The 26,790-nt window shown below is 63.8% G+C and carries 22 protein-coding genes; 14 read left to right on the forward strand and 8 right to left on the reverse strand.

What is annotated here, in order from left to right:
* Positions 1–110 precede the first annotated feature (110 nt).
* Positions 111–1,112 carry a BsuPI-related putative proteinase inhibitor gene (locus tag IFO71_RS10195; RefSeq protein WP_192029527.1) on the forward strand — a complete coding sequence of 334 codons (1,002 nt, stop codon included), beginning with the start codon at positions 111–113 and terminating at the stop codon, positions 1,110–1,112.
* A 615-nt stretch (positions 1,113–1,727) separates the two neighbouring features.
* Here IFO71_RS10195 and IFO71_RS10200 read toward each other — a convergent pair.
* The 6 genes from IFO71_RS10200 to dusB form a co-directional block, all read right to left on the reverse strand.
* A complete protein-coding gene (locus IFO71_RS10200; protein WP_192029528.1) occupies positions 1,728–2,447 on the reverse strand; it encodes a hypothetical protein in 720 nt (239 codons plus the stop codon).
* A gap of 128 nt (positions 2,448–2,575) precedes the next feature.
* On the reverse strand, positions 2,576–3,478 hold the full coding sequence (locus tag IFO71_RS10205; RefSeq protein ID WP_192029529.1) for a GGDEF domain-containing response regulator: 903 nt from the start codon (positions 3,476–3,478) through the stop codon (positions 2,576–2,578).
* Positions 3,475–7,113, reverse strand: a complete 3,639-nt coding sequence (locus IFO71_RS10210) for a response regulator (protein WP_192029530.1) — start codon at positions 7,111–7,113, stop codon at positions 3,475–3,477. The genes IFO71_RS10205 and IFO71_RS10210 overlap by 4 nt, the downstream gene beginning before the upstream one ends.
* Positions 7,114–7,319: 206 nt before the next feature.
* Positions 7,320–9,602 carry a serine/threonine-protein kinase gene (locus IFO71_RS10215; protein WP_192029531.1) on the reverse strand — a complete coding sequence of 761 codons (2,283 nt, stop codon included), beginning with the start codon at positions 9,600–9,602 and terminating at the stop codon, positions 7,320–7,322.
* 130 nt (positions 9,603–9,732) lie between these two features.
* A complete protein-coding gene (locus tag IFO71_RS10220; protein WP_192029532.1) occupies positions 9,733–10,641 on the reverse strand; it encodes an alpha/beta hydrolase in 909 nt (302 codons plus the stop codon).
* Positions 10,642–10,663: 22 nt separating this feature from the next.
* Positions 10,664–11,665, reverse strand: a complete 1,002-nt coding sequence (gene dusB, locus IFO71_RS10225; protein ID WP_192029533.1) for a tRNA dihydrouridine synthase DusB — start codon at positions 11,663–11,665, stop codon at positions 10,664–10,666.
* 90 nt (positions 11,666–11,755) lie between these two features.
* Between dusB and IFO71_RS10230 the strand changes: the two genes are divergently transcribed.
* The 11 genes from IFO71_RS10230 to IFO71_RS10280 all read left to right on the forward strand — a co-directional run bounded on the left by IFO71_RS10230 (position 11,756) and on the right by IFO71_RS10280 (position 22,359).
* Positions 11,756–12,805 (forward strand): DUF4344 domain-containing metallopeptidase, encoded by a 1,050-nt coding sequence (locus IFO71_RS10230; protein ID WP_192029534.1) that lies wholly within the window; start codon positions 11,756–11,758, stop codon positions 12,803–12,805.
* A 454-nt stretch (positions 12,806–13,259) separates the two neighbouring features.
* A complete protein-coding gene (locus IFO71_RS10235) occupies positions 13,260–14,168 on the forward strand; it encodes a DmsE family decaheme c-type cytochrome (RefSeq protein ID WP_192029535.1) in 909 nt (302 codons plus the stop codon).
* A gap of 13 nt (positions 14,169–14,181) precedes the next feature.
* The gene (locus IFO71_RS10240) at positions 14,182–16,383 is read left to right on the forward strand and encodes an MtrB/PioB family decaheme-associated outer membrane protein (RefSeq protein ID WP_192029536.1); all 2,202 of its coding nucleotides are present in this window, start codon (positions 14,182–14,184) and stop codon (positions 16,381–16,383) included.
* Positions 16,384–16,400: 17 nt separating this feature from the next.
* Positions 16,401–17,648 (forward strand): hypothetical protein, encoded by a 1,248-nt coding sequence (locus tag IFO71_RS10245; RefSeq protein ID WP_192029537.1) that lies wholly within the window; start codon positions 16,401–16,403, stop codon positions 17,646–17,648.
* On the forward strand, positions 17,645–18,475 hold the full coding sequence (locus tag IFO71_RS10250) for an RnfABCDGE type electron transport complex subunit D (protein ID WP_192029538.1): 831 nt from the start codon (positions 17,645–17,647) through the stop codon (positions 18,473–18,475). Before IFO71_RS10245 ends, IFO71_RS10250 begins: the two co-directional genes overlap by 4 nt.
* Positions 18,468–19,280, forward strand: coding sequence for an FMN-binding protein (locus tag IFO71_RS10255; protein ID WP_192029539.1), 813 nt, complete (start codon positions 18,468–18,470; stop codon positions 19,278–19,280). Before IFO71_RS10250 ends, IFO71_RS10255 begins: the two co-directional genes overlap by 8 nt.
* Entirely contained in the window at positions 19,277–19,948 is a 672-nt protein-coding gene (locus IFO71_RS10260) for an NADH:ubiquinone reductase (Na(+)-transporting) subunit D (protein ID WP_192029540.1), read from the forward strand. Before IFO71_RS10255 ends, IFO71_RS10260 begins: the two co-directional genes overlap by 4 nt.
* Entirely contained in the window at positions 19,941–20,543 is a 603-nt protein-coding gene (nqrE, locus tag IFO71_RS10265; RefSeq protein WP_192029541.1) for an NADH:ubiquinone reductase (Na(+)-transporting) subunit E, read from the forward strand. Before IFO71_RS10260 ends, nqrE begins: the two co-directional genes overlap by 8 nt.
* On the forward strand, positions 20,540–21,766 hold the full coding sequence (gene nqrF / locus IFO71_RS10270; protein WP_192029542.1) for an NADH:ubiquinone reductase (Na(+)-transporting) subunit F: 1,227 nt from the start codon (positions 20,540–20,542) through the stop codon (positions 21,764–21,766). The genes nqrE and nqrF overlap by 4 nt, the downstream gene beginning before the upstream one ends.
* A 3-nt stretch (positions 21,767–21,769) precedes the next feature.
* Positions 21,770–21,952, forward strand: coding sequence for a hypothetical protein (locus IFO71_RS10275; RefSeq protein ID WP_192029543.1), 183 nt, complete (start codon positions 21,770–21,772; stop codon positions 21,950–21,952).
* On the forward strand, positions 21,949–22,359 hold the full coding sequence (locus IFO71_RS10280) for a CBS domain-containing protein (RefSeq protein ID WP_192029544.1): 411 nt from the start codon (positions 21,949–21,951) through the stop codon (positions 22,357–22,359). Before IFO71_RS10275 ends, IFO71_RS10280 begins: the two co-directional genes overlap by 4 nt.
* Positions 22,360–23,018: 659 nt before the next feature.
* Here the strand turns inward: IFO71_RS10280 and IFO71_RS10285 are convergent.
* Positions 23,019–23,450, reverse strand: coding sequence for an organic hydroperoxide resistance protein (locus IFO71_RS10285; RefSeq protein ID WP_192029545.1), 432 nt, complete (start codon positions 23,448–23,450; stop codon positions 23,019–23,021).
* A gap of 85 nt (positions 23,451–23,535) precedes the next feature.
* Positions 23,536–24,018 (reverse strand): MarR family winged helix-turn-helix transcriptional regulator, encoded by a 483-nt coding sequence (locus IFO71_RS10290; protein ID WP_192029546.1) that lies wholly within the window; start codon positions 24,016–24,018, stop codon positions 23,536–23,538.
* Between the two features lie 248 nt (positions 24,019–24,266).
* Here IFO71_RS10290 and IFO71_RS10295 point away from each other — a divergent pair, with 248 nt between their 5' ends.
* Together IFO71_RS10295 and IFO71_RS10300 are read left to right on the forward strand one after the other, a co-directional pair.
* Positions 24,267–25,115: a GGDEF domain-containing protein gene (locus IFO71_RS10295; protein ID WP_192029547.1), complete on the forward strand. Its 849-nt coding sequence runs from the start codon at positions 24,267–24,269 to the stop codon at positions 25,113–25,115.
* A gap of 8 nt (positions 25,116–25,123) precedes the next feature.
* Complete coding sequence (locus IFO71_RS10300; protein ID WP_192029548.1) at positions 25,124–26,755, forward strand: GAF and HD-GYP domain-containing protein; 1,632 nt, start codon at positions 25,124–25,126, stop codon at positions 26,753–26,755.
* Positions 26,756–26,790: the final 35 nt, after the last annotated feature.

Raw genomic sequence — 26,790 nt, forward strand, 5'->3', positions numbered from 1 at the left:
GACTCATTTCTATTTTGCAGTGCAACAAAAATTCCGTAAGGTGCGCGCCCCGTCACCCCTCATTCACGAGTCAGGTGGCGTCCCTTGAAGCACTCATACGGAGATGAAGAATGAACAAGTTGTTTGGAGCGGTGGTTCTTGGGCTGGTCAGCGGCGCTGCCGTGGCCGGAGACTACTTGCCGATGAGCGGCGCCGATGTGGCCCGATTCTCGACCGCAGCTCAGACGGTCGCTAGCCACGAAGCCCGCGTTCTGGGTACCGAGGGCAGCAACTGGAAGCTGCTCAGCGATTTCCTCGGCCTGGGCGAGACCTGGGTGTGGACCGCCGCCGGCGATGAAGACGTATGGATCTTCAATGCCAACCAGAATCGCAGCTATCGCATGGCCAATTTCGATGCCGCCGTCGGTACGCGTTGGAGCCTGCGCCTCGGCCCGTGCAACAACTCGGCCAAGCTGGCGCAGCGCGGTGAAACCATCAGCACCCAGGCTGGCAGCTTTGCCAATACCACCCGTCTCGACTTCACCTCCAGTTGCGCTGACGCTGGCGTCGGCAGCGCCTGGTTTGCGCCGGGCGTGGGGCTGGTAAAGTGGAGCGAGGCAAGCATTGCCGGACCTCGGGAGTTCAGTCTGATGGAAGCTGAAATCGGCGGGCAGCACTACGGTGCGACCTCCAGCGCCACCGTGGGCCTGGAGCTGACTGCGCGCTTCCCTGGGCCGCGTGTGCTGTCCAATGTCACGCCGAGCGTGCCGGTCTACCTCGAATTGACCAATGCCAGCGAGGCACCGATTGATCTGCATTTCGGCAGCTCGCAGCACTTCGAGATCAGCCTGCTCAGCGCCGAAGGCGACGTGCTGAATACCTGGGGCGCCAATCGCCGCTTCGCCCAGTTCATGAACACCTTGAGCATTGCTCCGGGTGCCAGCGAAGTGTTCGGTGGTGAGATTGATCTGGTGTCGCTGGAGAATGGTCAGGCGCTGGACGTCGGCACCTACACCCTGCGCATCGAGATCAAGGGCCACAACACGCCTGAGGCCAGCGCCTTCACCCAGGGCTCGCCGTTTGCCATGGAAGCCCCGATCTATGTCGATCGGCGGATGAGCATCGGCAACTGATCGTTGTTCGAGTCTGAGCTGACTGTTTCGCTCCCCTAACAGGTTGCTGAGGCCTCCAACCTGGAGGTTTTCAGCGCAACCCTTCGACAAGCTCAGGGACCGCCGTTCGGCAGGCTCACGGCAAGCCGATCGGGGCAAGGCCGCGCCACCCATGCCGGAAATCAACCACTTGCGTGTTCGATTTCCGCGCGCGCCGTGGCGCGCAAAATCAGGCTGCTGAAATGAGTCTCAGCAGCCTGCTAAGCGCGACGCGGTGAAGCATGGCCCAAGGATGGGTCGTGCTTCACCGCGTTTGTGTTGTCACGCTAGGCGGGTATCCCCAAAAGCCCTACGGTGAGGAGTCTTGGCGAAATGGGGGCAAGTCCGACAAGTGATTCGGCAACTTGAGGTCTGAACATACTGTTCGACTTCAAGCCCCGCTCGAACGGTACCGTTCGACAGGCTCACGGCAGGCATGCCCGTGCGCGCGGGCGCTTCACAGCGCAAAGTCCTCGGTGAGGGCCGTGCCAGCGCCGAAAGATGGCGAACACTCTGTTATCTCAACACCATCGGTCGAAACTCTCGCCCCGCTTGGAATCGCCGGATCTTTCGGCGCGACCTCATGAAATATCCGGACTAAGGGGTCGGAGCCTCGCTGCAGCCGCTGACGGTCATGCTGTACGGGATGTACAACATCAGCTCCACCGGGCCGACGCGCTCCCACTCGATTCTGCTGTTCAGTCCTTCGAGCTCCACTGAGCAACCGCTGCCCATGCTGCGACGAAGGCGCTGTGAATCCTCGGCGATCGCCTCGATCAGCTCATAACGGTATCGCTCCGGGCGCTTCATGCCCAGGGCAGTCTCGGTATCCAGCTCGATCTCGGTTCTGCCCACCTTGACTGAGCTGCGTACGAACTCGCGCAGGTCGGCGACGATCTGCAGGCCGTCCTTGGCCTCGGCGGGCAGCTCAAGCCGCAGGCGCAGCTTTACCCGGCTGACATCGGGGCGCTTGCTGTCGTCCAGCAGTTCCACTCGATGATTTTGGGCGTTCAAGGTGATCGAGTAGCCATCCTCGAAGATCAGGCTGTAGCGCTTTCCACTGCGCGCCAGCAGCTTCTCGATGGTGCTGTGAATCTCCTGCTTCCTGCGTTCGGCATCGCGGCTGTCGTTGATCAGGCTGAAGCCTTGGGACAGGTAATCGCCGTGCTTGGTGATGGCGATGGCTGGCGTGTGCAACAGGTCGCGGTAGCTGATCGAACTGCCGGTAACTTCAATCCGATCAAGCGTGCTGCTGTCGTCAGCGCCCGCGGTGAGCGGCAGGGCCAAGGCCAGCAGGGCGGCGGTGCAACGTTTCATTTGAGGTATCCGGTTGAAGGTCAGGTGGTAGCTTTGGCAGGCAGCTGCAATGAGGCTCATCATCCTGTTAAGCAGTCGGTGTGTGCCTCGCAGCTCAAGCGCGTTCCATCGGGCTGCTGAGACGCTTTTCAGCAGCCTGATAATTCGCTCCAATGCACACGATCGCGCCCTTGGCTCTTGGCCAGATAGAGCTGGCCATCGGCGGTTTCGAACAGATCATCGGGCACGCCGCCAGAGTGGCCGATCACGGCGCTGACACCGCCAATGCTGCAGCTGATCTTCAGCTTGCCTTCGACGTGTGGAATGCGCAGCTTGCTGACCGCCAGGCGCAGTTCCTCGCAACGCCGGCTGGCCTGCGCACGGTCGCACTGCGGCAACCAGATCACAAATTCCTCGCCGCCAAAGCGCGCCATCAGTTCGCCCTCATTCTGCTTGACCTCGTGCAAGGCGCCGGCCAACGCCTGCAACGCACGATCGCCCGCCGCATGACCGTAGCGGTCGTTGAACTGCTTGAAGTGATCCACATCAAGTACCGCCAGCGAAACTGAGCTGCCGGGTGCATGCTTGGCTTTCAGGGTGTCTTCGAGTCGGCGTCGATTGGGCAACTCGGTCAATGGATCGAGCAGGGCGAAGCGTTCCAGTAAATGGCGCTGGCGCACCCACTGCATATGGTTGTTGACTCGCGCACGCACGATCGGCGGGTAGAACGGCTTGATGATGTAATCGGCCGCGCCGAGCAGCAGGCCGCGCTCCTCGTAGCTCTGGTCTTCCAGGGCGGTGATGAAAATGACCGGAATGTCGCGAGTGGCCGGTTCGGCTTTCAGCCCGCTCATGACTTCGTAGCCATTGACCTCGGGCATCACCACATCTAGCAGGATCAGGTCGGGCAGATGCTTTTGCGCCAGCGCCAGGGCCATCGGGCCGTTCTTGGCCAGAATGATGCGGTAGTTATCCTTGAACAATTCGTAGAGTACACGGCGATTGGCGCTGTGATCATCGACGATCAGGATCTGCTGCTGTGGCGCGCTCATGGCATGCTCCAGCGTTGTTCCAGCTGCTGTGCCAGTTCGATGGCACGCGCATACTCCAGCTCGTCGACCGCGGCCTGCAGCTTCTCCAGTCCGTCGGCCAGCTGCTCGGGTGCAGCACCGCTGAGCATGTCCAGCCATTCCTGCGCAGCCGCGTCGTCGCGGCTCAGGCACTCGCGTAGACGCTGAAACAGCATGTGATGATCGGAGCCGTCGGACCGGCCCGCTGGCCGCCCAAGGTCGGCGCGCCAGTCAGCCAAAGCAGCCAAGACGCGGCGCAGTTCGGTTTCCAGACGACTGATCAGTTCTTCATTGGGCAGCTGCTGCTCACTGGCCATCGATTCGATCAGCCGAGCCTGATCGGCCAGGCTGTCAGCGCCTACGCTGTTGGCCGATGATTTCAGTGTGTGTGCGACCCTCAGCACCTCGTTGGGCTCTGACTGTCGGCAATGCTGGCGAATCTGTTTACCGGCCTCACCGAACTCCTCGATGAAGGTCAACAGGACGCGCTCGTATAGTGGTATGCGGCCGAGATGATGGCCCAGGCCGCGCTGCACATGGAGGCCACGCATACTCAACTGGCGCAGACGATCGGGCAAGGTCTGAGTGTCCCTTTCGCTATCACGGGGTTCTGACTGCCGTGGCAGGGTGCCGCGCTCGCGCAGGCATTGCAGCATGGCGCGATACATCTGCTCGGGGTCGATCGGCTTGGTGATGTGTTCATTCATGCCGGCGTTCAAGGACAGCTGGCGGTCACCGCTCATCGCATGGGCGGTCATGGCGATGATCGGCAGATCCTTGTAGCGCGGGTCGGCGCGCAGCTCGCGGGTGGCGGCGATGCCATCCAGCACCGGCATCTGCACATCCATCAGCACCAGGTGGTAGCGGCCCGGCTGGATCATGTCCAGTGCTTCGCGGCCGTTGCACGCGATGTCGGGGTCGATGCCGACGTCGGCCAGGAACTCCACCGCCACTTGGCGGTTCAGGGGGCTGTCCTCGACCAGCAACACGCGGACACCGCGCAGGGCGCTGAACTCCCCCTCACGCTGCTGGCGACGCCGCTCCGGCAGTTCGCGCGCGGCGCGATCCCCGAGCACCGCCTCCAGCAGAGCGTCGTGCAGAGTCGATTCGTTCAGGGGCTTGGTCAGCACCTGAGCGATCCCGGCCTGCTCGGCCTGATCGGTCAGGCCCTCATGATCATAGGCGGTGACCATCAGCAAGGTCAGTGGAATGGGCTGTTCAGTATCGGCTTGCAGAAGCTTGGCCGTCTCGATGCCGTCGGCGTCGGGCATGTTCCAATCGACCAGCACGATCTCGAAGGGATCGCTTTCCAGGCAGGCGCCACGCAGCTTGGCCTGCCCCTCGACAGCATTGCTGGCGTTCTCCGCCCTCAGGCCCAGATGGACCAGCATTTCGGTGAGGATTTGCCGGGCCGAGAAGTTGTCGTCTATTACCAGCGCCCGCTTGCCACGCAACTGTTGCGGTGCTTGGCTCCAGCGTTGGTCGCCAGGCTCCACACCCAAACGACAGGTGAAGAGAAAGCAGCTGCCTTGGCCGGGGGTGCTGTCGACCTCGATGTCGCCGCCCATCATTTCGACCAGTTGACGACAGATCGCCAGACCCAGGCCAGTACCGCCGAAACGACGGGTGATGCTTTCATCGGCCTGGGTAAACGGCTGGAACAGGGCCTGCAGCCGCTCGGGTGGGATGCCGATGCCGCTATCGCGCACGCTGATCGACAGGCTGGTCTGATCGCCGCTGCTCTCGGTTTGCTCGATCTTGACTACCACCTCGCCGTGTTCGGTGAACTTTACCGCGTTGCTGGCCAGATTGGTGATTACCTGCGACAGCCGCAGCGGATCACCGATCAGTCTGCGCGGTACGTCCGGGGCGACGTGGAACAGCAGCTCCAGCCCCTTGGACTGCGCCTGCAGCGAGACGATGCCGGTAACCGAGCGGATCACGTCGACCAGATCGAAACGGATGCTCTCGAGACGAAGGTGGCCGGCCTCGATCTTCGAGTAGTCGAGAATATCGTTGATGATCGCCAGCAGGGTCTTGGCCGAGGCGGAAATCTTGTCGAGATAGTCGCGTTGCTTGCGGTCCAGGGCTGATTTCTGCGCCAGTCGGCTCATGCCGATGATGGCATTCATCGGAGTGCGGATTTCATGGCTCATATGGGCCAGAAATCGCGACTTGGCGGCATTGGCGTTGCGCGCTTCGTCGATTGCCAGAGCCAGCTCCTGGGTGCGCTGTTCAACCCGCCGCTCCAGGGTGTCGCGGAAGTCGACGATGCGTTTGCTCATCGCCCGGAAGGTGCGCGCCAATACGCCGACCTCATCCTTGCGTGCCTCCGGCAGGGCCAACTGGCCGCTGGCAACGATCTGGTAATCGCCCTGGCCGACTGCCTCGGACGCACTGACGAAGCGCTCCAGCGGCTCGACCACCTTGCTGCGCACCACCCGTACCAGCATGATCAACTCAATGATCAGTGCAATCACGCTTAACAACAAGATGAACTGGGCCGTATTGCGGGCGGTGGCGGCCAGCAAGGCCTTGGGGTAGACGGTGATGAAGACCCAGTCTGGGCCCTCGACAAAGGCCACCGCCAACAGGGCCTGATTGTGCGGATCGTCAATCAGGAACGGCGTGCGTTCGCCATCGAGCTGTGCCGATACGGCGGTCCACAGGGCGTCGAGCTTGACATCGCCCAGTTCACCGATCTGCACCTGACCTGAGCGCGCCTTGAGTTCTTCCTGCTTGCCCGGATGCACGACCAGCCCGCCGCCACGGCTGAGTACCAGGTTGTAGCTGCCCTCCAGATGATCCGCGGCCACGCGGTCGAACAAGTCGTTAAGGATGACATCCTGCGCCACCGCACCCAGCATGCGCCCGTCGAGATCGATCGGCGTGGCGGCAGTCACCATCCAGGCGCCGGCAGTGGCGTCGAAGTAGAGGTCGGACCAGGCAGTGTTGCGCGCGGTGTTGTGCTGAGGATCGACGATCAGCGACCAGGCTTCCTGGGTCATGTCGAGATCGGCTTCGGCGCCGAGCCCCCAGGGCAGGCCTTCCCAATGGCCGATCAGCAGGTTCTCCGGCCCATAGGCGTAGAGGTTGGTGAAACTGTGCGTCCAGGCTGGGCCAAAGCGGTCGATCAGGCGCCACATCAACACCAGGCGCTTCTGAACAAACGGATCGTCGACATTGACCCCGCGGCCGACGAAGCCGGTAACGTTGCGATGGATCACGCCGTCGGCGCCGGGCTGGCCGTAGAAGGTCTCCGGCCGCAGCCGGGTGGTGCCGTCGTCGAGTCGCTGATACAGACGCGCGAAGTCCGCCAGATCGGCCTCGCCCATCCGAGCCCAGGCATCCAGGAAGGCCTGCTTGAATACCTGTTGCTGCTGCACGGTGGGGCGCAGATAGACGCTTTCCTTGGCAGCGCGTTCGGCGGCGTATTGCAGCAGCTTGTCTTCGGTCTGCTCGGCCAGGGAGCGCACCACATGCCAGTACGACAGACCGGTGACCACGATCACCACGGCAGTGATGCGAATTGCCATCGACAAGGCGGTGCGGGTGGCCAGACGATCGCGAAACGCAATCGGCGCCGGCGGCTGCGGCGCTCCGTTCAGCGGTGTCACGGGGTGTCGCCTCCGCCAGGGCAAGCCCGGCCGCGCAGCCAGCGCAGCGCGAGCTGATCAGCTCGGTTCCCCCTCAGCTTGCGCATCGTGTCGATACCGTTCGCCCGGAACCTCTTCATGATGCCCGAAATCAGCGCGTTGTGAAGCTGACACTGCTCCGCAGTGAACCTGTTCACTCGACCTCCGCAGGAACGATCGCCAGGCTGCTAAGGCGCGTTCGGCCCAGTCAGCGCCCGCCGATCCTCATCAGGAGGTCGGCGCCGGTTGCGATAGAGAATGCTGCTGAACAACAGGCTGCCAAGCAAGGCTGCGGCCAGACCCTGATGAAAGGTGCGGTCGATCGGAGCCAGCTGGCTCTGGTAAATCGACGCCTGCATGTCGATACCCAGCACCGCGTACACCTCGCCGGCCTCATCGAACAGCGGCACGTAGGCGGAAATGAACCGGCCCCAGCTGTCCTCGTAAGGATGCAGCGAAACGATCGGTTGCTGGGTTTCGAACGCCGTGATCATGTCCTGGTTCGGATCGAGATATTCCTCCATCAGTTCAGAGGCGTTCTCAATGTCGTCTTCTGGCGTGCCGTCTAGAATGAAGTAGTAGCGGCCGTCGCGTCGGATCGTGGTGTAGAGGTAGGTGAGATCCTTCTGTTGAGCCAGCAGGCGCTGAAAGGTCTTGTCATAGGCTTTCCAGGTCGGGTGCTCGATATCGATCAGCTCAGGCTGGTAGAACGACTTGTGTACCTCAGGATCGACAAACACGGTGACGCCTTCGGCAATGCTCAGCATGCGTGCACGAATGCCGGCGTCGACCAGATCGCGGCCGCGCTGGTGGGTATATAGCAGCACCAGGCCGACCGCCAGCAGCAAGGCCAGCCCCCACAGCGCGCTGCGCAGCAGCTGCTGTCGATTGTGCCGGCGGCACTCAGCCAAACGCCGGGATCGCACCTGCTCGTGGCGTGCGGGGAGGGAACGCAGGGCGCTGGCCACCTCAGCTGCGCTGGCCGGCCGCCGGGCCGGATCGCCGTCCAGCAGGTGGGCGATATCGGATTGCAGCAGCGGGTCGTCGATATCGCGCTGCCAACCCAGGGCCAGCGGCTTGGTGGTGCCGGCGGCAAGTTGATAGAGCAGCACACCCAGGCTATAGAGATCGCTCTGCACGCTGGCTGGCTGGCCAGCCTGCAGTTCCGGTGCGACATACAGCTGGGAACCGCCAGTGGGCGTTTGGCCGTCGGCTTCGGTCAGGCCGGCGCAGGTGATGCCGCGTTCGAGCAGACGCTGGCGCTCGGTGACCTGGCCGATGCCAAAGTCTGTCAGCACCGCCTGTAGCGGCCGACCATCCTGGGTCTGGCGTACCAGCACATTGCCCGGTTTGATGTCCTTGTGCAGAACCCCGGCAGAATGCGCTGCGTGCAGTGCCTCGGCCACCTGAATAGCGATTTCGAGCCGGATCTCGAAAGGTATTTCCAGCATGCCGCCGGCCTTGTCGGCGAACTGCAGCAGATCGCCGCCTTCGATGTACTCACATTCGAGGTAGAACGGTGCGTGGTCGAATTGCCAGTCGAGAATGCGCACGATATCGTCGCGCTCGCCCAATACATCGCGCAGCAGGCGCAGCACCGTGACTTCGCGCTGCAGGGAGCGCAGTCGCTCGGCATCGTGACAGAACTTGAACACACGCAACGTGCGTTGATCTGCGTGTTCGGCGAGCCAGACTTCGCCAAAGCCGCCGCTGCCCAAAAGGTGCTGCAACCGCCACTGCGGCCGTCCCGGCAGACCGACCTGATGTGCCGGCCGCCAGCCCAGGGTGCTGGCCTCGTCGGCGTCGATCTCGCGCAAGGCCTTTTCGCTGTCGGGCGGGGGCCGCAGGGGAGACTCATCGACGATGCCGACCTCGAATACTGCGATCAGCTCGTCGATGCCCTTGAAGCGATAGCGGCCATGTGCGCACCAGGCCAGATCAAGCATCGGCAGTGGATTGCGCAGCTGGGCCTCCTGGAAGGCGGTAACACCGAGCAGGGTCTGCCCGGGGCGGGCCAGATGCATCAGTCGCGCCGCCACCACTTTAACTCGTCCTTCCACCTCAAGTTGTTTGGCCCCGCGGGCGATGTCATCGGCTGGATTGGCGTGCAGCAGCAGGGTGCCGCCCTCGATGCCGATACGCGCTCGCAACTGTTCGCCACTCTGGACAGACAGCGATCGCAGTGCTGTGTGGTAGCGAATGGCGAAGGCCAGCGCCCGCTCGGCGTGCTCGAACAGCACCAGAAAGCCATCTGACTTGTCGATTTCCACGCCCTGTTCGGCGTCGATCAGATCGCGGGTCAGTCGATCGTGCTGGCCGAACAGCTCAGCGGCGGCCTGATCACCGAGTTTGTCCAGCAGGCGAGTGCTGTCGGCCAGATCGGTGACCACGACCACGGCCAGACGTTGCTGCGGCAGCCGGGAATCGGTTGCCGTAACAGGTGTGCTCCAGACCGGTGAGCGTGGCGCCATGGTCGGAGTATTTCAGACCGCTGGCCGGGCTGCCATTCTATTGCGCCGGGCAAGTAATGGCGCCGACCAGCGGCGCGCTGCATCCGTCATCGGGGCCGACCCGATCCAGGCCGGCCCGGTGCTTAACGCCTCAGTGCTGGGCTGCCAGCTTGGCCGGTCGACCCAAGACCGCATTGAGCCAGCGCGAGTAGCTCTGCTGGGCATCGGCAAAGCCCAGGGCATTGCCATGGCCGGCGCCCTTCACCACCAGGAGTTCCGCTGAGTAACCGGCTTGCCGGGCTGCTTCATACAGTCGCTGCGACAGCACTGGCTTGGTTTGCGTGTCCTTGCTGCCGACAATCACCAGCAGCGGGGCACTCTGATGCTTGACCGCATACAAGGCGCCCTGGCCGCGCAGCGACTCGGCCAGCTCGATGCGCACGAAGGGCTTGGCATACCAGGGCATGATGGTGTCAGCCCACTGCTCCGAGGTGGTGGCGCTGCCCTCCAGCACCAGACCGGCCACTGGTCGATGCAAGGCTACATAGCTGGCCTTCATGCTGCCCATCGACATGCCATGCACGACCAGCTGTTCCGCCGCGATGCCGAGCTCATGGCGGGCGAAGTCGTAGGCGGCGAGACCGTCGTGATAGTGGGCCAGCAGGCTCGCAGTCCCCGCTGAGCGGCCATTGCCGCGATGGTCGGTCATCAGCAGGTTGACCTGCATGTCAGCGGTTTCCTTGACCAGCATCGGCAACTCGCGGCTGACCCGACTGACATTGCCACCGAAGTACAGCACGGTCGGAAAGCTCGGGTCGCGGATCACCTGGGCGGCGTGCAGCAGGGTGCCGTCGTGAGCGCTGATCTGGTGGATCCGCAGCTGAAAGTCCTGGCCGGCCAGGCTGGTCTCGATGGTTGGTGCGTCGGTGGGGTCGGGGGTCTTCGGCAGCAGATCCTTATCGGCAATCGAGAGGGTCTTGCAGCCAGCGCCGAGCAGGAGCAGGGCGCACAGTGAAAAAGTGCGCAGCATGGCGATGCGCGAGGGGGCGGCGAGTTTCAAGTGTGAAATTCCAGTGAGCCGCTCAGGCGGCGCGGCGATCTTCGCTGTAGCCGGCGCCGGCAATCAAGTGCTCGAAATACTCGGCGGTCAGCTGGCGTTGCTCGGCGGCATTCTCGGCTCGGTTCACCACCTGCCGGAACGCAGCGTTCTGCGGTCGCTCCTTGGCGTACCAGCCGAGGTGCTTGCGCGCGATGCGCACCCCGTGCTGCTCGCCGTAGAAGGCGTACAGGGCGTCCAGATGACCTAGCAGGAGGGCGCCGACCTCGGCCGCGGACGGTTCCGGCAACTGCTCGCCGGTCGCCAGATAGTGGGCAATCTCGCGGAAGATCCACGGCCGGCCCTGGGCGCCACGGCCGATCATCAGGGCGTCAGCGCCGGTCTGGCGCAGCACCTCAGCGGCCTTCTCAGGGCCGACGATATCGCCATTGGCCAGCACCGGAATGCTGAGCGCTTGCTTGATCGCAGCGATGGTGTCGTACTCGGCCTCGCCGCTGTACTGCTGATCGCGGGTACGTCCATGCACGGCCAGCGCGGCGACGCCGCTGTCCTCGGCAATTCTGGCAATGGCCAGGCCATTCTTGTTGTCGCGATTCCAGCCGATGCGGATCTTCAAGGTCACCGGCACCTCGACTGCCTGTACCACGGCACGGCAGATTCGCCCGACCAGGGCTTCATCCTGCAGCAGCGCAGACCCGGCCCAGACATTGCAGACCTTCTTTGCCGGGCAGCCCATATTGATATCGATGATCTGCGCGCCGTGCTCGACATTGAACCGTGCCGCTTCGGCCAAGACCGCAGGATCGGCGCCGGCGATCTGCACCCCGATCGGTTCGGGCTCGCCGGCGTGATCCATCCGCCACTGACTCTTGCGCGTTTTCCACAGCCGCGGATCGGCAGTGGTCATCTCCGACACCGCATAGCCGGCGCCCAGCCGCTTGCACAACAGGCGAAACGGCTTGTCGGTGACCCCGGCCATCGGGGCCAGCACCAGCGGCGGATCGATACGATAGGGGCCGATGTTCATCGCAGGTAGTCTACCGGGGCGGCAAGATCAGGGCTCGCGCTGGCCGGCGCGGCGCGGCAGTATCGAAGAAGCTCGGGCGGGAGGCAACGAATGCAGCTGAACGGACAGCCACGGACACCTTTCGCGATCAGCTTGGCACTGGCACTGGCACTGGCACTGTGCCTGGTTGAGGCCGCCGCCGGCAGTGAAGATCCGGGCGGCAAGAGCGCGGATACCAGGCCAGCTGTGGTCGCGCCAGTCGGCCAGCCGGATTCGCCGATCGCAACCGCGACCGAGCCGCTGGCGGTCCCGGAGTCGCAGCCCGAGCCTCAGGCCAAGCCGAGCAAGCCTGCTGGCAAGCCGCCCACGCCACGCAAATCCTTCGTCGAGCGCTCGCCGCTGGTGTCCAGCGATGCCTATCGCGGGCTGGCCGAGCAGATGGCCGGTGGCAGCGTGCTGGCTGATGTGGTGCAGCGACTTAACCAACGCATTGAGCTGCCGCAGTCGGTGGCATTGCGCTTTGCTGAGTGCGGTGAGGCCAATGCTTACTTTCTGCCCGATCAGCGTGAGGTGCGGTTGTGCTTCGAGCTGTTCGATCAAATTGCCGACTTGCTGGCACAGCAAGTTGAAGATGAGGCACAGTTGACCCATGCGTTAAAGGGGGTGCTGAGCTTCGTTGCCCTGCACGAAGTGGGACACGCGGTGGTGGCAGTGCGCAGTCTGCCAATGATCGGCAATGAGGAAACCGCGGTCGATCAGTTTGCAGTCTGGTTGCTGGTGGATGGCAAGGACGGCGATCTGGCCGTGCTCAGCGCCGCCGCTGCCTTTGCTGCCGGCATGACCCTGGACGACCCGGCCGGTGCCCATGCCAGCGATGCGCAGCGCTACTACAACCTGGTCTGTTGGCTGGCTGGCGGCAATGCCAAGCGAAAACAGCAGGTGATGGAGGACTGGGCACTGCCCGCCAGTCGGGCAGTCGGCTGCGAAGAGGAGTTTCGCCAGCTGAGTCAGGGCTGGCAGCGGCTGCTGCAGCCGGTCGCGGTTGCCCAGCCGGCGGCAGAAAAGTCAGCCTCAGCGGAAACGCCAGCCGCGCAGCAGGGGGCAGGTGCTGCGCCGGCCGCCGAGTCGGCGGCGGATGGCGAATCGGCCAAGCATGACTGATGGTGTTGGCGCGGCGCTTCAAGGCCTGAGGTTTCCCGGTTGTTGAGGAAATCAAAGGCAGTGGCGTGCTCCGCTACGGAGCGAGGTAGTCAAATGTAGGTCTCGACCTGAGGTCTCCCCACCTTTTTTGCTCGCCCGCATACGCGCACATCCATGTGCTCAAACATACGCGCCTTTCCCCCGAGCTTGGCTGCGTGGCTCGGCGCTGTACACCGGAGGTGGCGCGCCCCCCTTGAACCGCCTCACCAATCGGTTCCGCGACGTGCGCTCGGTGTGCGAGCGTTGCGGTCAGGATGGCTGATCCATCGGGTTCTGTGGAACGAAGGCCCCCCAGGTGCGAACCTGGAGAGCAGGATCTGTGCAAGGCCCAGCAGGCAAACTTGATCGAGCTCAAGAGTTCGGCCGACGCGATGGCTACACTGAGACCTCTTTCCTGAGCAGTACGGGAGGTCCGATGAGAATGACCGCACTGTTGTGGCTATGCTTGGCGACGATGGGCGTGGGCAGCGCGGCGGCGGCTGAGGCCGATGCCACTTGTCTGGCCTGTCACCGTGGCTTGAGCGCAGCCGCGGTCGAGGCCTTGCAGGCCTCGCCACACCGCTCGCGAGAGGAGGGCACCGGGCCGCCGGCGCCGGGCTGCGTCACTTGTCACGGTGCCAGCAACAAGCACTTGCAGGGCCCGGGCAAGGGCGAGCGGGGGGCGGACGTGCAGTTCGGCGATGCTCCGCATGCCTCTCCGGTCGAGCAGCAGAACGCGCCCTGTCTTGGCTGTCATCAGGGTCGCGAGCAGATGCACTGGCCGGGCAGCCCGCATGAAAAGGCCGAACTGAAGTGCGTCGATTGTCACCGCATCCATCAGGCCAAGCCAGATGCGGCTGCAGACAAACAGGCAGCGGTGCAGGCCTGCACCCGCTGCCATCTGCAACAAGGCGCCGAGTTGCACTTTGCCTCGGCGCATCCCTTGCGCGACGGCCAGATGTCCTGCAGTGATTGTCACAATCCACATGGCGAATCGGCCTCCGGCACCGCGGTGCTGGGGCTGGCCAACGACAGCTGTCTTCGCTGCCACGCCGACAAGCGTGGCCCTTTTTTGTGGGAGCACCCGCCGGCCAGTGAGGACTGCGGCCAGTGCCATCGGCCACATGGTTCACCGCATCCGGCGCTGCTGACCGCTCGCGCGCCCTGGCTATGCCAGCAATGCCATCTGGCTCAGTTCCATCCCAGTGCCTTGTACAGCGGTACCGGTCTGCCCACCGACACGCGACCATCGGGCGCGCAGTCGCTGCTGGCGCGTAATTGCATGAACTGTCATCCGCAGGTGCATGGCAGCAATCATCCCTCGGGTTCGCGCCTGACTCGCTGACGGAGGATTCGCCATGCGCTGGCTCTGCTCGTCGAAGCGTCCCTGCTGCTTGCTCGCCGTGGCCATGCTAGCCAGTGGCGCTGCCTATTCGCAATCGAACGATATGTTCAGGCTGGAGCTGGGGCTGGGGTATGTCGATGCCGATTCGCTGCGCTTTGGCCGCTACAACGACCTGTCCGAGCAGGGCGGCTACGGCGTGCTCAATCTCGACTGGTGGCGCGCTGCCTCGCATCCCGACCAGGCGGATCTGCGACTGCACGCGAGACAGCTCGGGCTTGAGGCGCGCAGCGTGGAGCTGGACGCGCAGCGCCCGGGCCGCTACCGGGTCTGGCTGAGCTATGTCGAACTGCCGGTCTATCTCAGCGAGCATGGCTTCACGCCGTTTCGCGGCGTCGGCAGTTCCGATCTCGGGCTGCCGGGCAACTGGCAGCCGGGCGCCAGCAGCGCGGGATTCAGCCAGCTGCCCGGCTCGCTGGCACGCTTCAGTCCGAAGACTGAACGTCGTGTTGGGCTGCTCGGTCTGCAGGGCTGGTTGTCGATCCGCTGGGATACCACGGTTGAACTACGTGAGCAGCGCAAACAGGGGCTGACCGTGTTGGCCGGCACCATTGGCAATAGCGGTGGTACGCCGCGGGTGGCCTTTCTGCCCACGCCGGTTGATGAGCGGAGCCGTGAAGTCGAGTGGGCGCTGCGCTATGCCGATACGCAGCGTCAGTTCAGCCTGGGCTATCTGCTGTCACTGTTCGACAACCAGGTCGAAGCCATTCGCTGGCAGAACCCGTACAGCGCGATCAGCGGCTGGCACCCGAGTGCCGGCTATCCCACCGGTCAGGGGCAGATCGCCCGCGATCCGGACAATCAGTTCCACCAGCTTAGCATGGCGTTTGCACAAAGCTGGCGAAATGGCTTGCGTCTGGCCGCTGACCTGTCGTTAGGTCGCGGCACGCAGGATGAAGCCTTCTTGCCCTATACGATCAATCCGCAGCAGGCGGCCAGCGTGGTCGAGGCGCTGCCACGCAGTTCGCTCGACGGCCGGGTCGACACTCGACGCCTGCAACTGCGCTTGTCTCAGCGCCTCGACAACGGTCTCGACTGGGCGCTGCGCTGGCGCGATGATGAGCGCGACAATCAGAGCCCGCACGCGCAATTCGTCTACATCGGCGGTGATTCCATGCTGCAGGACGCTGCCGCCAGCAGCGGGCGACGGCGCTTCAACGAACCGTATAGTTACGCCCAGCAGCTGATCGAGTTCGATGCTGGCTATCGCAGCGCGGCTGCCGGTAGCTGGCGCTTTGGCTGGCAGCGCAGCGAGATCGAGCGCGAACAGGCCGAGCGACTGCAGGCGCGCGAGGATCGGCTGCAGTTGCAGTACCGGCAGCGCCTGGGACAGCGCGGATCGTTCGCTCTCAAGACCGAGCATAGCGACCGCGACGGCTCGACCTATATCGGCAACCGCCCGTTCCTGGCCGCCTACACACCCGAGTTCATCGACACTCTGGTCGGAGACTTTGAGAATCATCCCCAGCTGCGGCGTTTTCATCAGGCCGACCGCCGACGCTGGCGCTTCAGTGCCAATCTGAGCTGGCAGTGGAGCGAGCGCTGGACCTTGTCGCTGCAGGCAGATCGGAGCCGCGACGATTACTACGCTTCTCCGCTCGGTCTGACCGATGCCGACAGTCGGCTGATCAACACCCAGCTGCAGTTTGCGCCGAATCAGGACTGGCAGCTGGCGCTGTATCAGGTCGATGAGCGACGGCAGTTCGAACAGGCTGGCCATGCCTTCCGCGGCGGCGCCACCCGCATCGATCAGATCAATGATCCGGCCAATCGCTGGTCGGTGGTGATGGATGATCATTGGCAAACCAGCGGTTTGCAGCTGAACTGGCGGCCCCCGGACAGGGCCTTTAGCGCCTCGTTTGATCTGCTCTACGGCGATGGTCGCAGTGCGCTGCTGTTCGAGGCCGGTTCGGCGGTGGCCGCCGCGCCGCTGCCCGACTATCGCGATGATCTGCTTGGCGCGCGCAGTGAACTGCGCTGGCGGCTGAATCCGCGTGCCGAAGTGAAACTGGCCTGGTGGCATGAGCGCTACCGGGTGTCGAATCCGACCGATGGTGGCTTGCCGCCGGATCAGTTGGCCAATGTACTGTTGCCGGGGTTCGCCGAGCCGGATTATCAGGTCAATGTGATTACCCTGAGTTGGGTGCAACAGTTCTGATGGGTGCAGACGTGCGCATGCGCAGTATCAGGCTGGCTGGCGGCTTGCGCTTTGACCTGCCCGGAGCGCCTGCGCCGCGTCTGCTCAGCGGGACGGCGATCAGCCGGGTGGGCTGGGAGGCGGCAGACTTTGCCCGATTGCGGCCCCGTCTTGCACGTAAGCCCGGTGATCAGGTTCGCGCCGGTGACTGTCTGATGGTCGACCGGCGTCGATCTGCGATCTGCTTTACCGCGCCACACAGCGGCACTCTGCGCGTGCTTGAGCTGGGTGCGCAGCGTCGACTCGAGCGACTGGAGATCGAACTCGAGGCCGGTCTGGAGCCGCGCGAATTCGCCACCGACGATGCCAGCTGTGCCAGCGGTCTACGCCAGCTGATGCAGTCCAGTGGACTGTGGCCCGCGCTGCGCGCGCGCCCATTCGGCGGCATCCCTGATCCCGAGGCGGTACCGGCGGCGCTGTTCGTGCAGGCCATTGACACCCAGCCCCTGGCCGCCGATCCGCTGCTGATCATCGAGCCTCATCGCAGCGAGTTCGAGCGTGGGCTGAAAGCGCTGTGTCTGCTCGGCAGCGGTCCCGTGTTCGTCTGTCAGGCCGCGGAAACGCCCTGTATCGAGCCCGGCGCGCAGATCACCCCGGTGCGCTTCGTTGGTCGCCATCCGGCCGGCCTGCCGGGCACCCATGTGCATCAGTTGCTGCCGGCCGGTCGGCGCCAGGTCTGGGAGATTCACTATCAGGAGGTCATTGCGCTCGGTCACCTGCTTGAGCACGGGCGGCTATGGCCGCAGCGCTGGATCGCCGTGGCCGGGGCAGACGCGCGTCAACCGGCGATCTATGCCCTGCCAGTGGCGGCCGATCTGGCCGAGCTGGCGCCGACCCTGGCCGCCTCGACGACGTCCGCCATCATCAGCGGCTCACCCCTGCATGGTCGGCTTGGCCGCTACCTCGGTCGGCGCCACTACCAGATCAGCGTCTTGCCGCCGCCACGTAGCGACGCTACCGGCTGGCGCGGGTGGTCGCAGCGACGGCGCAGCGCGATCGGCGCGATGCTGGCGCTGGAGCAGCTGGACACGGTGTTTCCCTTCGGTCTGCCAGCCACACCCTTGTTGCGCGCCCTGAGCGTGGGCGACGATGAGCGGGCGGTGGAACTCGGTGCTTTGCAGTTGCTGGAGGAAGATCTCGATCTGCTCAGTCATGTCTGCGTCTCGGGAGTGCGCTATGGCGCCCTGTTGCGGCGCACCTTGCAAGCCTGGGAGGCCGGGTCATGAGCGTCGCGCCGGATCTGCGTCTGCAGCCATTCTCGCGCCTCTGGTTGCGCCCTGAACAGGGCGTTTGGCCGAGTCTGGCGGTCAATGCCTTGGCCCTGCTGCCGTTGCTGCTGCTGGCGCTGTGGCAGGGCGGCATGGCGGCCCTGCTGCGCTTGCTGCTGGGTGCCGCGCTGGGCCTGGCCTGGCAGGCCGCTTTCGCCCGACTGCGTGGGCGTCCGCTGCTGCCCGACGCCGGCTTGACCGTGGCTGGAGCGCTGCTCCTGCTCGGCCCGGACATACCCCTCGGTCAGTTTCTCATCGCCATCAGTTTCGCCATCGTGCTGGGCGAGCAGGTGTTTGGTGGGCGCGGGCGCTATCTGCTGAATCCGGTGGTCCTGGCCGTGGGCTTTCAGGTTTTCGCCTACGGTCCGCTGCCTGCTCCCGCGCTGTCTGGCCTGGCCTTGGCCGCTGCTCTGGGGGCTCTATTGCTACTGTTTCAAGGATTGATTTCCTGGCGCCTGCTGCTGGCTGCCAGCGCCGGTTGGCTGCTGGTCTGTGTCGTTCGCCAGGAATGGCTGTTGCCCGGGTGGAACGATCCGTTCTGGTTCGCGGTGCTGTTCCTGCTCACCGATCCGGTAGCCGGCGCGGCAACGCGCCCCGGCCGCATCGCGCATGGATTGCTGGCCGGCCTGTTGCTGGCCTTGCCGATGCCGGGTTACGGCGAGCCGGCGCCGCTGGCAGCCTTGGCATTTGCCCTGATGCTGGCCGCCCTGTTCGCGCCCCTGCTGGATCGTTGTGCTCTGTGGTGGATGGTGCGGCGCGAGCGAAGGAGGCAGAACGATGACTGAGCTGCGCGCCCTCTGGCAGCGCTTTGCCGCCTTGCCCAACGAACACCCAGCCAAGACCCTGCTGATCGTGTTCTGCATCGCCAGTCTGTGTGCAGCCCTGGTCTCGTTCACCGCCGTGCAGCTGCGACCACTGCAGGAGCAGCACCGCGCGGCCGAGCGCGAGCAGCGAATGAGCGCCATGTTAAGTGAGCTGCCAGGCATGAGCGAGCTGCTGCAGGCCAGCGGTGCCGACGGCCTGGAGTCCTTGATGATCGACCTGGACAGCGGTGCCGCGGTCGACCCGGCCAGCGCTATCGATTTCGACTGGCGTCAGGCGATCGCCGAGGCCGATCAGGGGCAGCAATGTCGGCCGCTTGAGCGCGAGCGCGATCTGGTCGGCATTGGCTGCCGTCCGGCACTGGGCAGGGTCATGCTGCTGCGTCAGGGGCGGCAGCTCGAACTGTTGGTGCTACCCATCTACGGGCGCGGTTATCAGAGCACCCTGCACGCGCTGTTGGTGTTGCAGGCCGATCTCAATACCATCGCCGCCCTGCAGGTGCACGAACAGGGTGAAACCCCAGGACTGGGCGCGCGCATCGTTGAGCCGGCGTTTCAGGCGCGCTTTGCCGATCGGCAGTTGCGCAATGCCGCCGGTGAGTGGCGCTTTGCGGTGCGCAAGCAGGTCGAGAATCCGGCCTTCGAGGTCGACGCGATTGCCGGCGCCACGCGCAGCAGCGTCACCCTCGGCCGGATGATCGAGTTCTGGATGGGGCCTGACGGTTACGGGCCCTTGCTTGAACGGCTAGCTAAGGAGAACGAAGCATGAGTTGGCGCCGCTGGCGGGCGCGCTTTGCGCCGGTGATTCAGGACAACCCGATCACCGTGCAGATGCTCGGCCTGTGCTCGGCCCTGGCTGTCACCACCTCGCTCAGCACCGCCATCACCATGAGCATCGCGCTCAGCGCGGTGCTGCTGGCTTCCAGTGCTGCGATCAGCCTGATTCGGCATTTCCTGCCCAATCACGTGCGTCTTATCATTCAGATCACGGTGATTGCCTCGCTGGTGATCGTGGTTGATCAGATCCTGCAGGCCTACTGGTACAGCATGAGTCAGCGCCTGTCGATCTTCGTCTCCTTGATCGTCACCAACTGTCTGGTCATGGGGCGGGCCGAAGGCTTCGCCAGTCAGCATGGCCTGCTTGCCAGTCTGTGGGACGCCTTGCTCAACGGCTTGGGCTACAGCCTGATGCTGATCCTGATCGGTGCGCTGCGCGAGCTGCTGGGGGCCGGTCAACTGCTCGGCGTGCAGTTGCTGCCCCTGGTGGAACAGGGCGGCTGGTTTGAGCCGCTGAAGATGATGCTGTTGGCGCCGAGCGCTTTCTTCCTGCTTGGCTTGCTGGTCTGGGCATTGCGCAGTCGTTGGCCGCAGCAGGTCGAGGGCGAGGAGTTCCGTCCGCGATTGGCGGAACTGGGTGTGGAGGACGACGATGCTTGATGTCTTCGTCAGCGCGCTGTTTCGCGAGAATCTGGCCCTGGTGTTCTTTCTCGGCTTGTGCACCTTTCTGGCCGCGTCGAGGCGGCTGGAGACGGCGGTTGGCCTGGGTCTGGCCCTGATCGTGGTGCAGGGTCTGAGCGTGCCACTGAACTACATGATCCACCATGCGTTTCTGAGGGCGGGGGCCTGGGCCTGGCTCGGCTGGGAGGACGTCGACCTGGGCTTTCTGCGCCTGATTGCCTTCATCGGCGTGATCGCCGCCATGGTGCAGATTCTGGAGATCGTGTTGCTGCGCTTCTTTCCGGTGCTGCACCGCAGCCTGGGTATTTTCCTGCCGCTGATCACGGTGAATTGCGCAATTCTCGGTGGCAGCCTGTTCATGGTCGAGCGGCAGTACGACTTCGGCGAAAGTATCGCCTTCGGCTTGGGCAGCGGCGTGGGCTGGGCCCTGGCCCTGTGCTGTCTTGCCGCCTTGCGAGAGCGCATGCACTACAGCGACGTGCCGCGCGGCCTGCGTGGCCTGGGCATTGCGTTCATCGTGATCGGGCTGATGTCGATGGCCTTCACCGGCTACGCGGGGCTGGCGTTGAAATGAGAGCGATTGGTCTCGGGCTGGTGTTTTTCCTGCTGCTGGTGCTGGGCTTGACCGCGATCGTCATGTGGGTGCGAAAGTGGCTGATGCCGGCGCGGCCATTGACCGTGCATGTGCGCGGAGCCGAGCCGGTGCCGGCAGTGCAGGGTCAGACCCTGCTGCGCGCATTGCAGTCCGCCGGTCTGAAGTTGCCAGCGGCCTGTGGTGGCGGCGGCACCTGCGGCCAGTGTCGGGCCCGGGTGGTGCAGGGCGGTGGCGAGGTGCTGCCGACTGAGCGTGCGCGGCTCAGTCGCGCTGAGCTAAAGCAGGGGCAACGCCTGGCCTGTCAGTTGTTGCTGCGAGAGGATCTCGAGATCCAGCTCGACGATGCTCTGCTGAAGGCCGAACAATGGCAGTGCGAGGTGCTGCAGGTCACCGCGCTGGCACCGTTGATGCGCGAGATCGTTTTGCAGTTGCCGGATGCTCTTAGCTTTGCGTTTCGCCCGGGAAGCTATGTGATGGTCGAGGCGCCGAGCTACCGACTGGCATTCAGCGAGCTGCAGCCTCCGGTCGAACACCGGGCGATCTGGCAGCGACTGCAGCTGGCCGACCTGGTGGCGCAAAGCGAGGCGCCGGTCAGTCGCGCCTATTCGCTGGCCAATGTGCCGGCCGATGGCGGGCGTCGGGTGGTCTTGCTGGTGCGTCTGGCGCTGCCGCCGCCGAATGTCATCGAGGCCTTGCCTGGTCGGGTGTCGTCCTGGTTGTTTGCCCGCAAGCCGGGCGACCGGGTGCCGGTATCCGGGCCGTTTGGCGATTTTGCCGCGCAGCCTGGCGAACGCGAGATGGTCTTCATTGGCGGCGGCGTTGGCATGGCGCCGCTGCGCGCGATGATCACCGATCTGCTGCAGACCCAGCATAGTCAGCGGCGCATCTCGTTCTGGTATGGCGCGCGCAGCCAGATCGAACTGTTCTATCGCGAGCAGTTCGATGCGTTGGCCGCCGAGTACGGTAATTTCCGCTGGACGGTGGCGCTGTCCGATCCCGCCGCTGGCGATGATTGGGATGGGGCGCGTGGCTTCATCCATGAGGTGCTGTGTCAGCGTTACCTGCGTCAGCATCCGGCGCCGGAGGAGTGCGAGTACTACCTGTGCGGCCCGCCCTTGATGATCAAGGCGGTGCTGGCCATGCTCGATCAGCTCGGGGTTGAGCCTGAGCGCATTTTCAATGACGACTTTGGAAGTCGCTGAATCATGTCGACCTGGATCTGGATGTTTCTTGCCTGCTGGCTGGTTCTGTTGCTGGCCATGGCGGGGCTCGGTTTCAGTCTGCTCTGGCGCGGTCGCACGCCCAGTCTGGGGTGTGCCGACCGGGCTCGCTGCACGCGGCTGCGCTGTGAGGCCTGCCCGCGGACGCAGCACAAGGAGTCGTTATGAGTACGTCGCCGCGCTCGCCCAAGGTGCGCAATTACATGGCCACCCGCCTGGTTACCTTGAGCCCGACCATGGAAATCAATCGGGCCATGCATATCCTGCTGGAACAGCAACTGTCCGGCGCGCCGGTTCTCGATCAGGCGCAGCGCCTGGTCGGCGTGTTGTCGAGCAAGGATTGCCTGAAAGCGGTACTGAACGCCAGCTACTACCAGGAGCTGGGCGGCACGGTGGCCGACTATATGAGCACCGAGGTTGAAACCTTGCCAGCCGACCTCGATCTGGTCGATGCCGCCCGGCACTTTCTTAACAGTCACTTCAGGCGGTTTCCGGTGCTGGAGGAAGGCCGGGTGATCGGTCAGATCAGCCGCGCTGACCTGCTGCGAGCGCTATTGCAGAATTGGAGTGATTGAGGCGGGCGCTTTCTTTCGTCGCGACCTCATTGAAATATCCGGGCTAGGCGAACCGCTCACTGAGTCCGTGGAAGCGAGCATCGACAGGGCCAAGTTGGCGAGTCAAGAGCCAAGGATTCAGGGTCGCCCTGGTCGAAACATCCTCGAATGAAAGTGTAGGTGCGGTCTTCGTTTGGCTGGCTTCGACGATCATCTGCAACCGCAAGATAAACGCGGCGCCTCGACCAAGTCGGCTTTGCGCGGAATCTGAGAACTTGTCTTCGTTTGGCTGGCTTCGACGAGCTCAGCCAGCGTTTGCGCTTGGGGCGGGTCAACACGCCGCGAGCCGCTCGCTGAGCTTGTCGAAGCGAGCATCGACAGGGCGAATCATCTGCAACCGCAAGATAAACGCGGCGCCTCGACCAAGTCGGCTTTGCGCGGAATCTGAGAACTTGTCTTCGTTTGGCTGGCTTCGACGAGCTCAGCCAGCGTTTGCGCTTGGGGCGGGTCAACACGCCGCGAGCCGCTCGCTGAGCTTGTCGAAGCGAGCATCGACGGGGCGTCTTGGTCGAGTCATCTTCGAACGGACCCTGAGTGCTCGGCTTCGATTGGCCGACTGCGGCAGGCCCCGCCAGCGAAGCCTCCCGAACCGGGTTTGCGGCTCAGGAGGCTGCAGTTGATCAGGCGACGACCAACTTGACGTCGATATTGCCGCGGGTGGCGTTGGAGTAGGGGCAGACCTGATGTGCCTTGGCGACCAGTTCCTCGGCCTGTTCGCGCGGCATGCCGGGGATCGAAATCTCCAATTCCACTTCGATGCCGAAGGCCGCGCCTTGGCGGATCGGGCCGATGCCAACGGTGCCGTTGATCTGCACATCGTCGGGCAGGTTGATTTTGGTCTTGCCGGCCACCGCCTTCATCGCGCCGATGAAACAGGCGGAATAACCGGCGGCGAACAGCTGTTCCGGATTGGTGCCGTCGCCGCCCGGGCCGCCGAGTTCCTTGGGCGTGCTGAGCTTGACGTCGAGCGCGTTGTCCGAGCTGTGGGCACGACCTTCGCGGCCGCCGACGGCGGTGGCATGGGCGCGGTACAGCACTTTGTCCAATGACATGGGAATTCTCCTCAGGTGAGGCCGCGGTCCTGCGGCGGGACATCCATGGTGAGCCAGTCTAGCGGAAAAATAAATCGCGCGCTATTTAATTTTCTGCGGCAGCGCGGTGACCGAGGTGTTGGTTCAGCTGCTGCCGCAGGCTTTCAAGCTCTTGCCGCAACTGGATCAACTCAGTGGCGGGGCAGCCCGATGCCGCCAAAACCCCGGCTGGAACATCCCGCGCACGGCTCTTCAAGGCCCGCCCGGCCTCGGTGAGTTCGATCAGTACCTCGCGGGCGTCATGCTCGGCCCGTTGGCGCGACACCAATCCGGCCACCTCCAGGCGCTTCAGCAGCGGCGTCAGGGTGGCGGAATCGAGCTGCAATCTGGCGCCAATATCAATGACTCTGAGGCCGTCGGCTTCCCACAACACCAGCATGACCAGGTATTGCGGATAGGTCAGTCCGAGGGGGGCAAGCAGCGGTCGGTAGACCTTCTGCAGGGCCAGGCTGGTCGAGTACAGGGCGAAGCAAACCTGTTGATCGAGACGCAGGGCGGCGTCGGCAGTGGGAGGTTGAGCGCGTCTCATGGTCAAATCCTAGCGCATGCGGTGGCTTGAGCCACGGTGACGCAGGTGATCCTGCAAACTGTCGCGTAGAGCGGTAGGCTTGTCGCTAGCGGCAGTGCCGCGTTGCCATGGCGGGCGTGCATAATCGTCTCGCTACGACAACGGCGGCAACCAGCGCGGCGCACATCAAGGACAGCACTGAATCGGGGGCACCCGTGGAACACGGAACGGTCAAAGGCAAGGTCCTCACTGAGATGACATCGCGGGTCATGACGCCATCAATGGCGGCGGAAACCCGTCCCTGGTGTTTGTCGATCGTCGCCGGTGGTATGGCCGGCCAGAATTTTCCACTGACCGATTCGGTATTGATCGGTCGCACCGGTCAGGTCGATATCACCCTCGGCGAGGCCAGCGTGTCACGACGCCACTGCCATCTATTCCGCAAGCGCGGCGGGTACTGGGTGGCCGATCTCGGGGCGACCAATCCGACCCTGGTCAATGGGTTGCAGATCACCCTCAGCCCGGTGTTCGACGGCGACATGCTACGCCTGGGCGATCTCGATGCGCGGCTGCTGGCGCCCTCCAATCCGGACAATCCGCTGCCCTATGGTCACCGCGAAGATTCCGGCGTCGATTCGCTGACTGGAATTGAGTCGCGCGCCCGTTTCCGCCAGCGTATGGAAGAGTCCTTCGACCCCAAGCGCGGCCCCGATGGGCTGCGCATGGTGGCCCTGGATCTTGATCATTTCAAACATGTGGTCGACCGCTTCAGCCTCGGCGCGGGTGACGATGCCTTGGCTGCCGTCGGCAAGCTGATCCAGGATCAGTTGCCTGATGGGGCCTACGCCGGGCGCATCGGCGGTGAAGAATTCGCCCTGCTGCTGCCAGATACCGGCAAGGATGAGGCGATGCGGATCGCTGAGCGGCTGCGCACCGCTATTGCCGCCATGCAGTTGCTGGAAGACGGTGAACCGATCAGCTTTACCGCCAGCGTTGGCGTCGCCGCGGTACGTGCGACCGACACCAAGGTCGACACCCTGTACGCCCGCGCCGACTCTGCCCTTTACGAAGCCAAACGGCTGGGGCGCAATCGCGTGGTGGCGTTTCCCGATGCTTGAGCGCCGCGATGACGCGCGATAGCGATATCCTGCAGCGACTTAACACGCTGATTGAAGTCGGGGCGGCGCTGTCGTCGGAGCGCGACATTCGCCGTCTGCTGGAAACCATTCTGGAATCGGCACGGCGCCTGACCCGCGCCGATGGCGGCACCCTATACCGAGTGGAAGATCAGAAGAAGCTGCGTTTCGAGGTGCTGCGCAACGACAGCCTGGGATACAACATGGGCGGGCGCAGTGGTCAGCCGATCGATTTTCGGCCGATCGAGCTATACGACCGCAACGGCGAGCCCAATCGCAGCACGGTGGTGACCTATGCCGCGCTGTCCGGCGAAACCGTCAATGTAGCCGACGCCTACAACACCAGCGGTTTCGACTTTGCAGGTACGCGCAAGTTTGATGCCGACAACGGTTATCGCTCGACCTCCTTCCTTACTGTGCCGATGAAGAATGGCGAGGGCGAGGTGATCGGGGTTCTGCAGCTGATCAATGCGCTCGACCCGGAAGGCCGGGTCACCGCCTTCAGCGATGCCGATCAGCAACTGGTCGAATCGCTGGCCTCACAGGCGGCGATCGCACTGTCCAACCGCTTGCTGATCGAGCAACAGGAGCGGCTGTTCGAGAGCCTGATTGGCCTGATCAATGCCGCTATCGACGAGAAGTCGCCTTATACCGGCGGTCACTGCGAGCGCGTGCCGGCGCTGACCATGATGATCGCCGAAGCGGCCGATCGCATCACCAGCGGGCCGCTGGCAGACTTCAGCATGAGCGAGAAGGATCGCTACGAGCTGAAGATCGCCGGCCTGCTGCACGATTGCGGCAAGATCACCACGCCGGTGCACGTGGTCGACAAGGGCACCAAGCTGGAGACCCTGTTCGATCGTGTGCATATGCTCGACACCCGCTTCGAGGTATTGATCCGCGATCAGCAGCTGGCCGCCGCGCGCGGAGAAATCACCGAGCAGGAATGCCAGGCGCGCATTGAGGATCTGCTGCAGCGGCGCGAGCAGGTGCGCAGCAGCAATATCGGTGGCGAATTCATGGATGACGCGAAGATCGCCGAAATCGAGAGCACGGCCAAGCTGCGCTGGACGCCGTACGGTAGCGAAGAGCGCGAGTTTCTCGATGCCGATGAGCGGGAAAATCTGACCATCCGCAAGGGCACCTTGACCCGCCGTGAGCGCGACATCATCAACCACCACATCGTGGTAACGATCAAGATGCTCGAAGCCTTGCCCTGGCCGAAGCATTTGACCAAGGTGCCGGAATATGCCGGCGGCCACCACGAACGCATGGATGGCAAGGGCTATCCGCGTGGATTGACCCGTGAGCAGATGAGCGTGCAGGCGCGGGTGATGGGGATTGCCGATATCTTCGAAGCCCTGACCGCCGGCGACCGGCCGTACAAGGATGGCAAGTCGCTGTCAGAAGCCATTCGCATACTCGCCCTGATGAAGCAGGACCATCACATCGACCCCGATCTGTTCGAAGTGTTCCTGCGCGAGAAGGTCTACCTGCGTTACGCCAAACGCTTCCTTCCGGCGCACCAGATCGACAGCGTCGATTGGAGCAAGATTCCTGGCTTGAGTCCGGAGTTGGTGCGCGACCTGCAGGCCAGTGAGGGTGGTGGACGTAGGCGTTAAGAGCTGGCTTGAGCGGGCAGGGTCCCGCAAGGAGC

This window comes from Pseudomarimonas arenosa, assembly GCF_014841215.1.
Classification (GTDB): Bacteria; Pseudomonadota; Gammaproteobacteria; order Xanthomonadales; family Xanthomonadaceae; genus Pseudomarimonas; species Pseudomarimonas arenosa.

Bases quoted from the DNA above. Each gene is read 5' to 3' on its own strand.
- IFO71_RS10195 (WP_192029527.1), top strand. From the start codon at position 111: ATGAACAAGTTGTTTGGAGCGGTGGTTCTTGGGCTGGTCAGCGGCGCT.
- IFO71_RS10200 (WP_192029528.1), bottom strand. From the start codon at position 2,447: ATGAAACGTTGCACCGCCGCCCTGCTGGCCTTGGCCCTGCCGCTCACC.
- IFO71_RS10205 (WP_192029529.1), bottom strand. From the start codon at position 3,478: ATGAGCGCGCCACAGCAGCAGATCCTGATCGTCGATGATCACAGCGCC.
- IFO71_RS10215 (WP_192029531.1), bottom strand. From the start codon at position 9,602: ATGGCGCCACGCTCACCGGTCTGGAGCACACCTGTTACGGCAACCGAT.
- dusB (WP_192029533.1), bottom strand. From the start codon at position 11,665: ATGAACATCGGCCCCTATCGTATCGATCCGCCGCTGGTGCTGGCCCCG.
- IFO71_RS10230 (WP_192029534.1), top strand. From the start codon at position 11,756: ATGCAGCTGAACGGACAGCCACGGACACCTTTCGCGATCAGCTTGGCA.
- IFO71_RS10235 (WP_192029535.1), top strand. From the start codon at position 13,260: ATGAGAATGACCGCACTGTTGTGGCTATGCTTGGCGACGATGGGCGTG.
- IFO71_RS10240 (WP_192029536.1), top strand. From the start codon at position 14,182: ATGCGCTGGCTCTGCTCGTCGAAGCGTCCCTGCTGCTTGCTCGCCGTG.
- IFO71_RS10245 (WP_192029537.1), top strand. From the start codon at position 16,401: ATGCGCAGTATCAGGCTGGCTGGCGGCTTGCGCTTTGACCTGCCCGGA.
- IFO71_RS10250 (WP_192029538.1), top strand. From the start codon at position 17,645: ATGAGCGTCGCGCCGGATCTGCGTCTGCAGCCATTCTCGCGCCTCTGG.
- IFO71_RS10255 (WP_192029539.1), top strand. From the start codon at position 18,468: ATGACTGAGCTGCGCGCCCTCTGGCAGCGCTTTGCCGCCTTGCCCAAC.
- IFO71_RS10260 (WP_192029540.1), top strand. From the start codon at position 19,277: ATGAGTTGGCGCCGCTGGCGGGCGCGCTTTGCGCCGGTGATTCAGGAC.
- nqrE (WP_192029541.1), top strand. From the start codon at position 19,941: ATGCTTGATGTCTTCGTCAGCGCGCTGTTTCGCGAGAATCTGGCCCTG.
- nqrF (WP_192029542.1), top strand. From the start codon at position 20,540: ATGAGAGCGATTGGTCTCGGGCTGGTGTTTTTCCTGCTGCTGGTGCTG.
- IFO71_RS10275 (WP_192029543.1), top strand. From the start codon at position 21,770: ATGTCGACCTGGATCTGGATGTTTCTTGCCTGCTGGCTGGTTCTGTTG.
- IFO71_RS10280 (WP_192029544.1), top strand. From the start codon at position 21,949: ATGAGTACGTCGCCGCGCTCGCCCAAGGTGCGCAATTACATGGCCACC.
- IFO71_RS10285 (WP_192029545.1), bottom strand. From the start codon at position 23,450: ATGTCATTGGACAAAGTGCTGTACCGCGCCCATGCCACCGCCGTCGGC.
- IFO71_RS10290 (WP_192029546.1), bottom strand. From the start codon at position 24,018: ATGAGACGCGCTCAACCTCCCACTGCCGACGCCGCCCTGCGTCTCGAT.
- IFO71_RS10295 (WP_192029547.1), top strand. From the start codon at position 24,267: ATGACGCCATCAATGGCGGCGGAAACCCGTCCCTGGTGTTTGTCGATC.
- IFO71_RS10300 (WP_192029548.1), top strand. From the start codon at position 25,124: ATGACGCGCGATAGCGATATCCTGCAGCGACTTAACACGCTGATTGAA.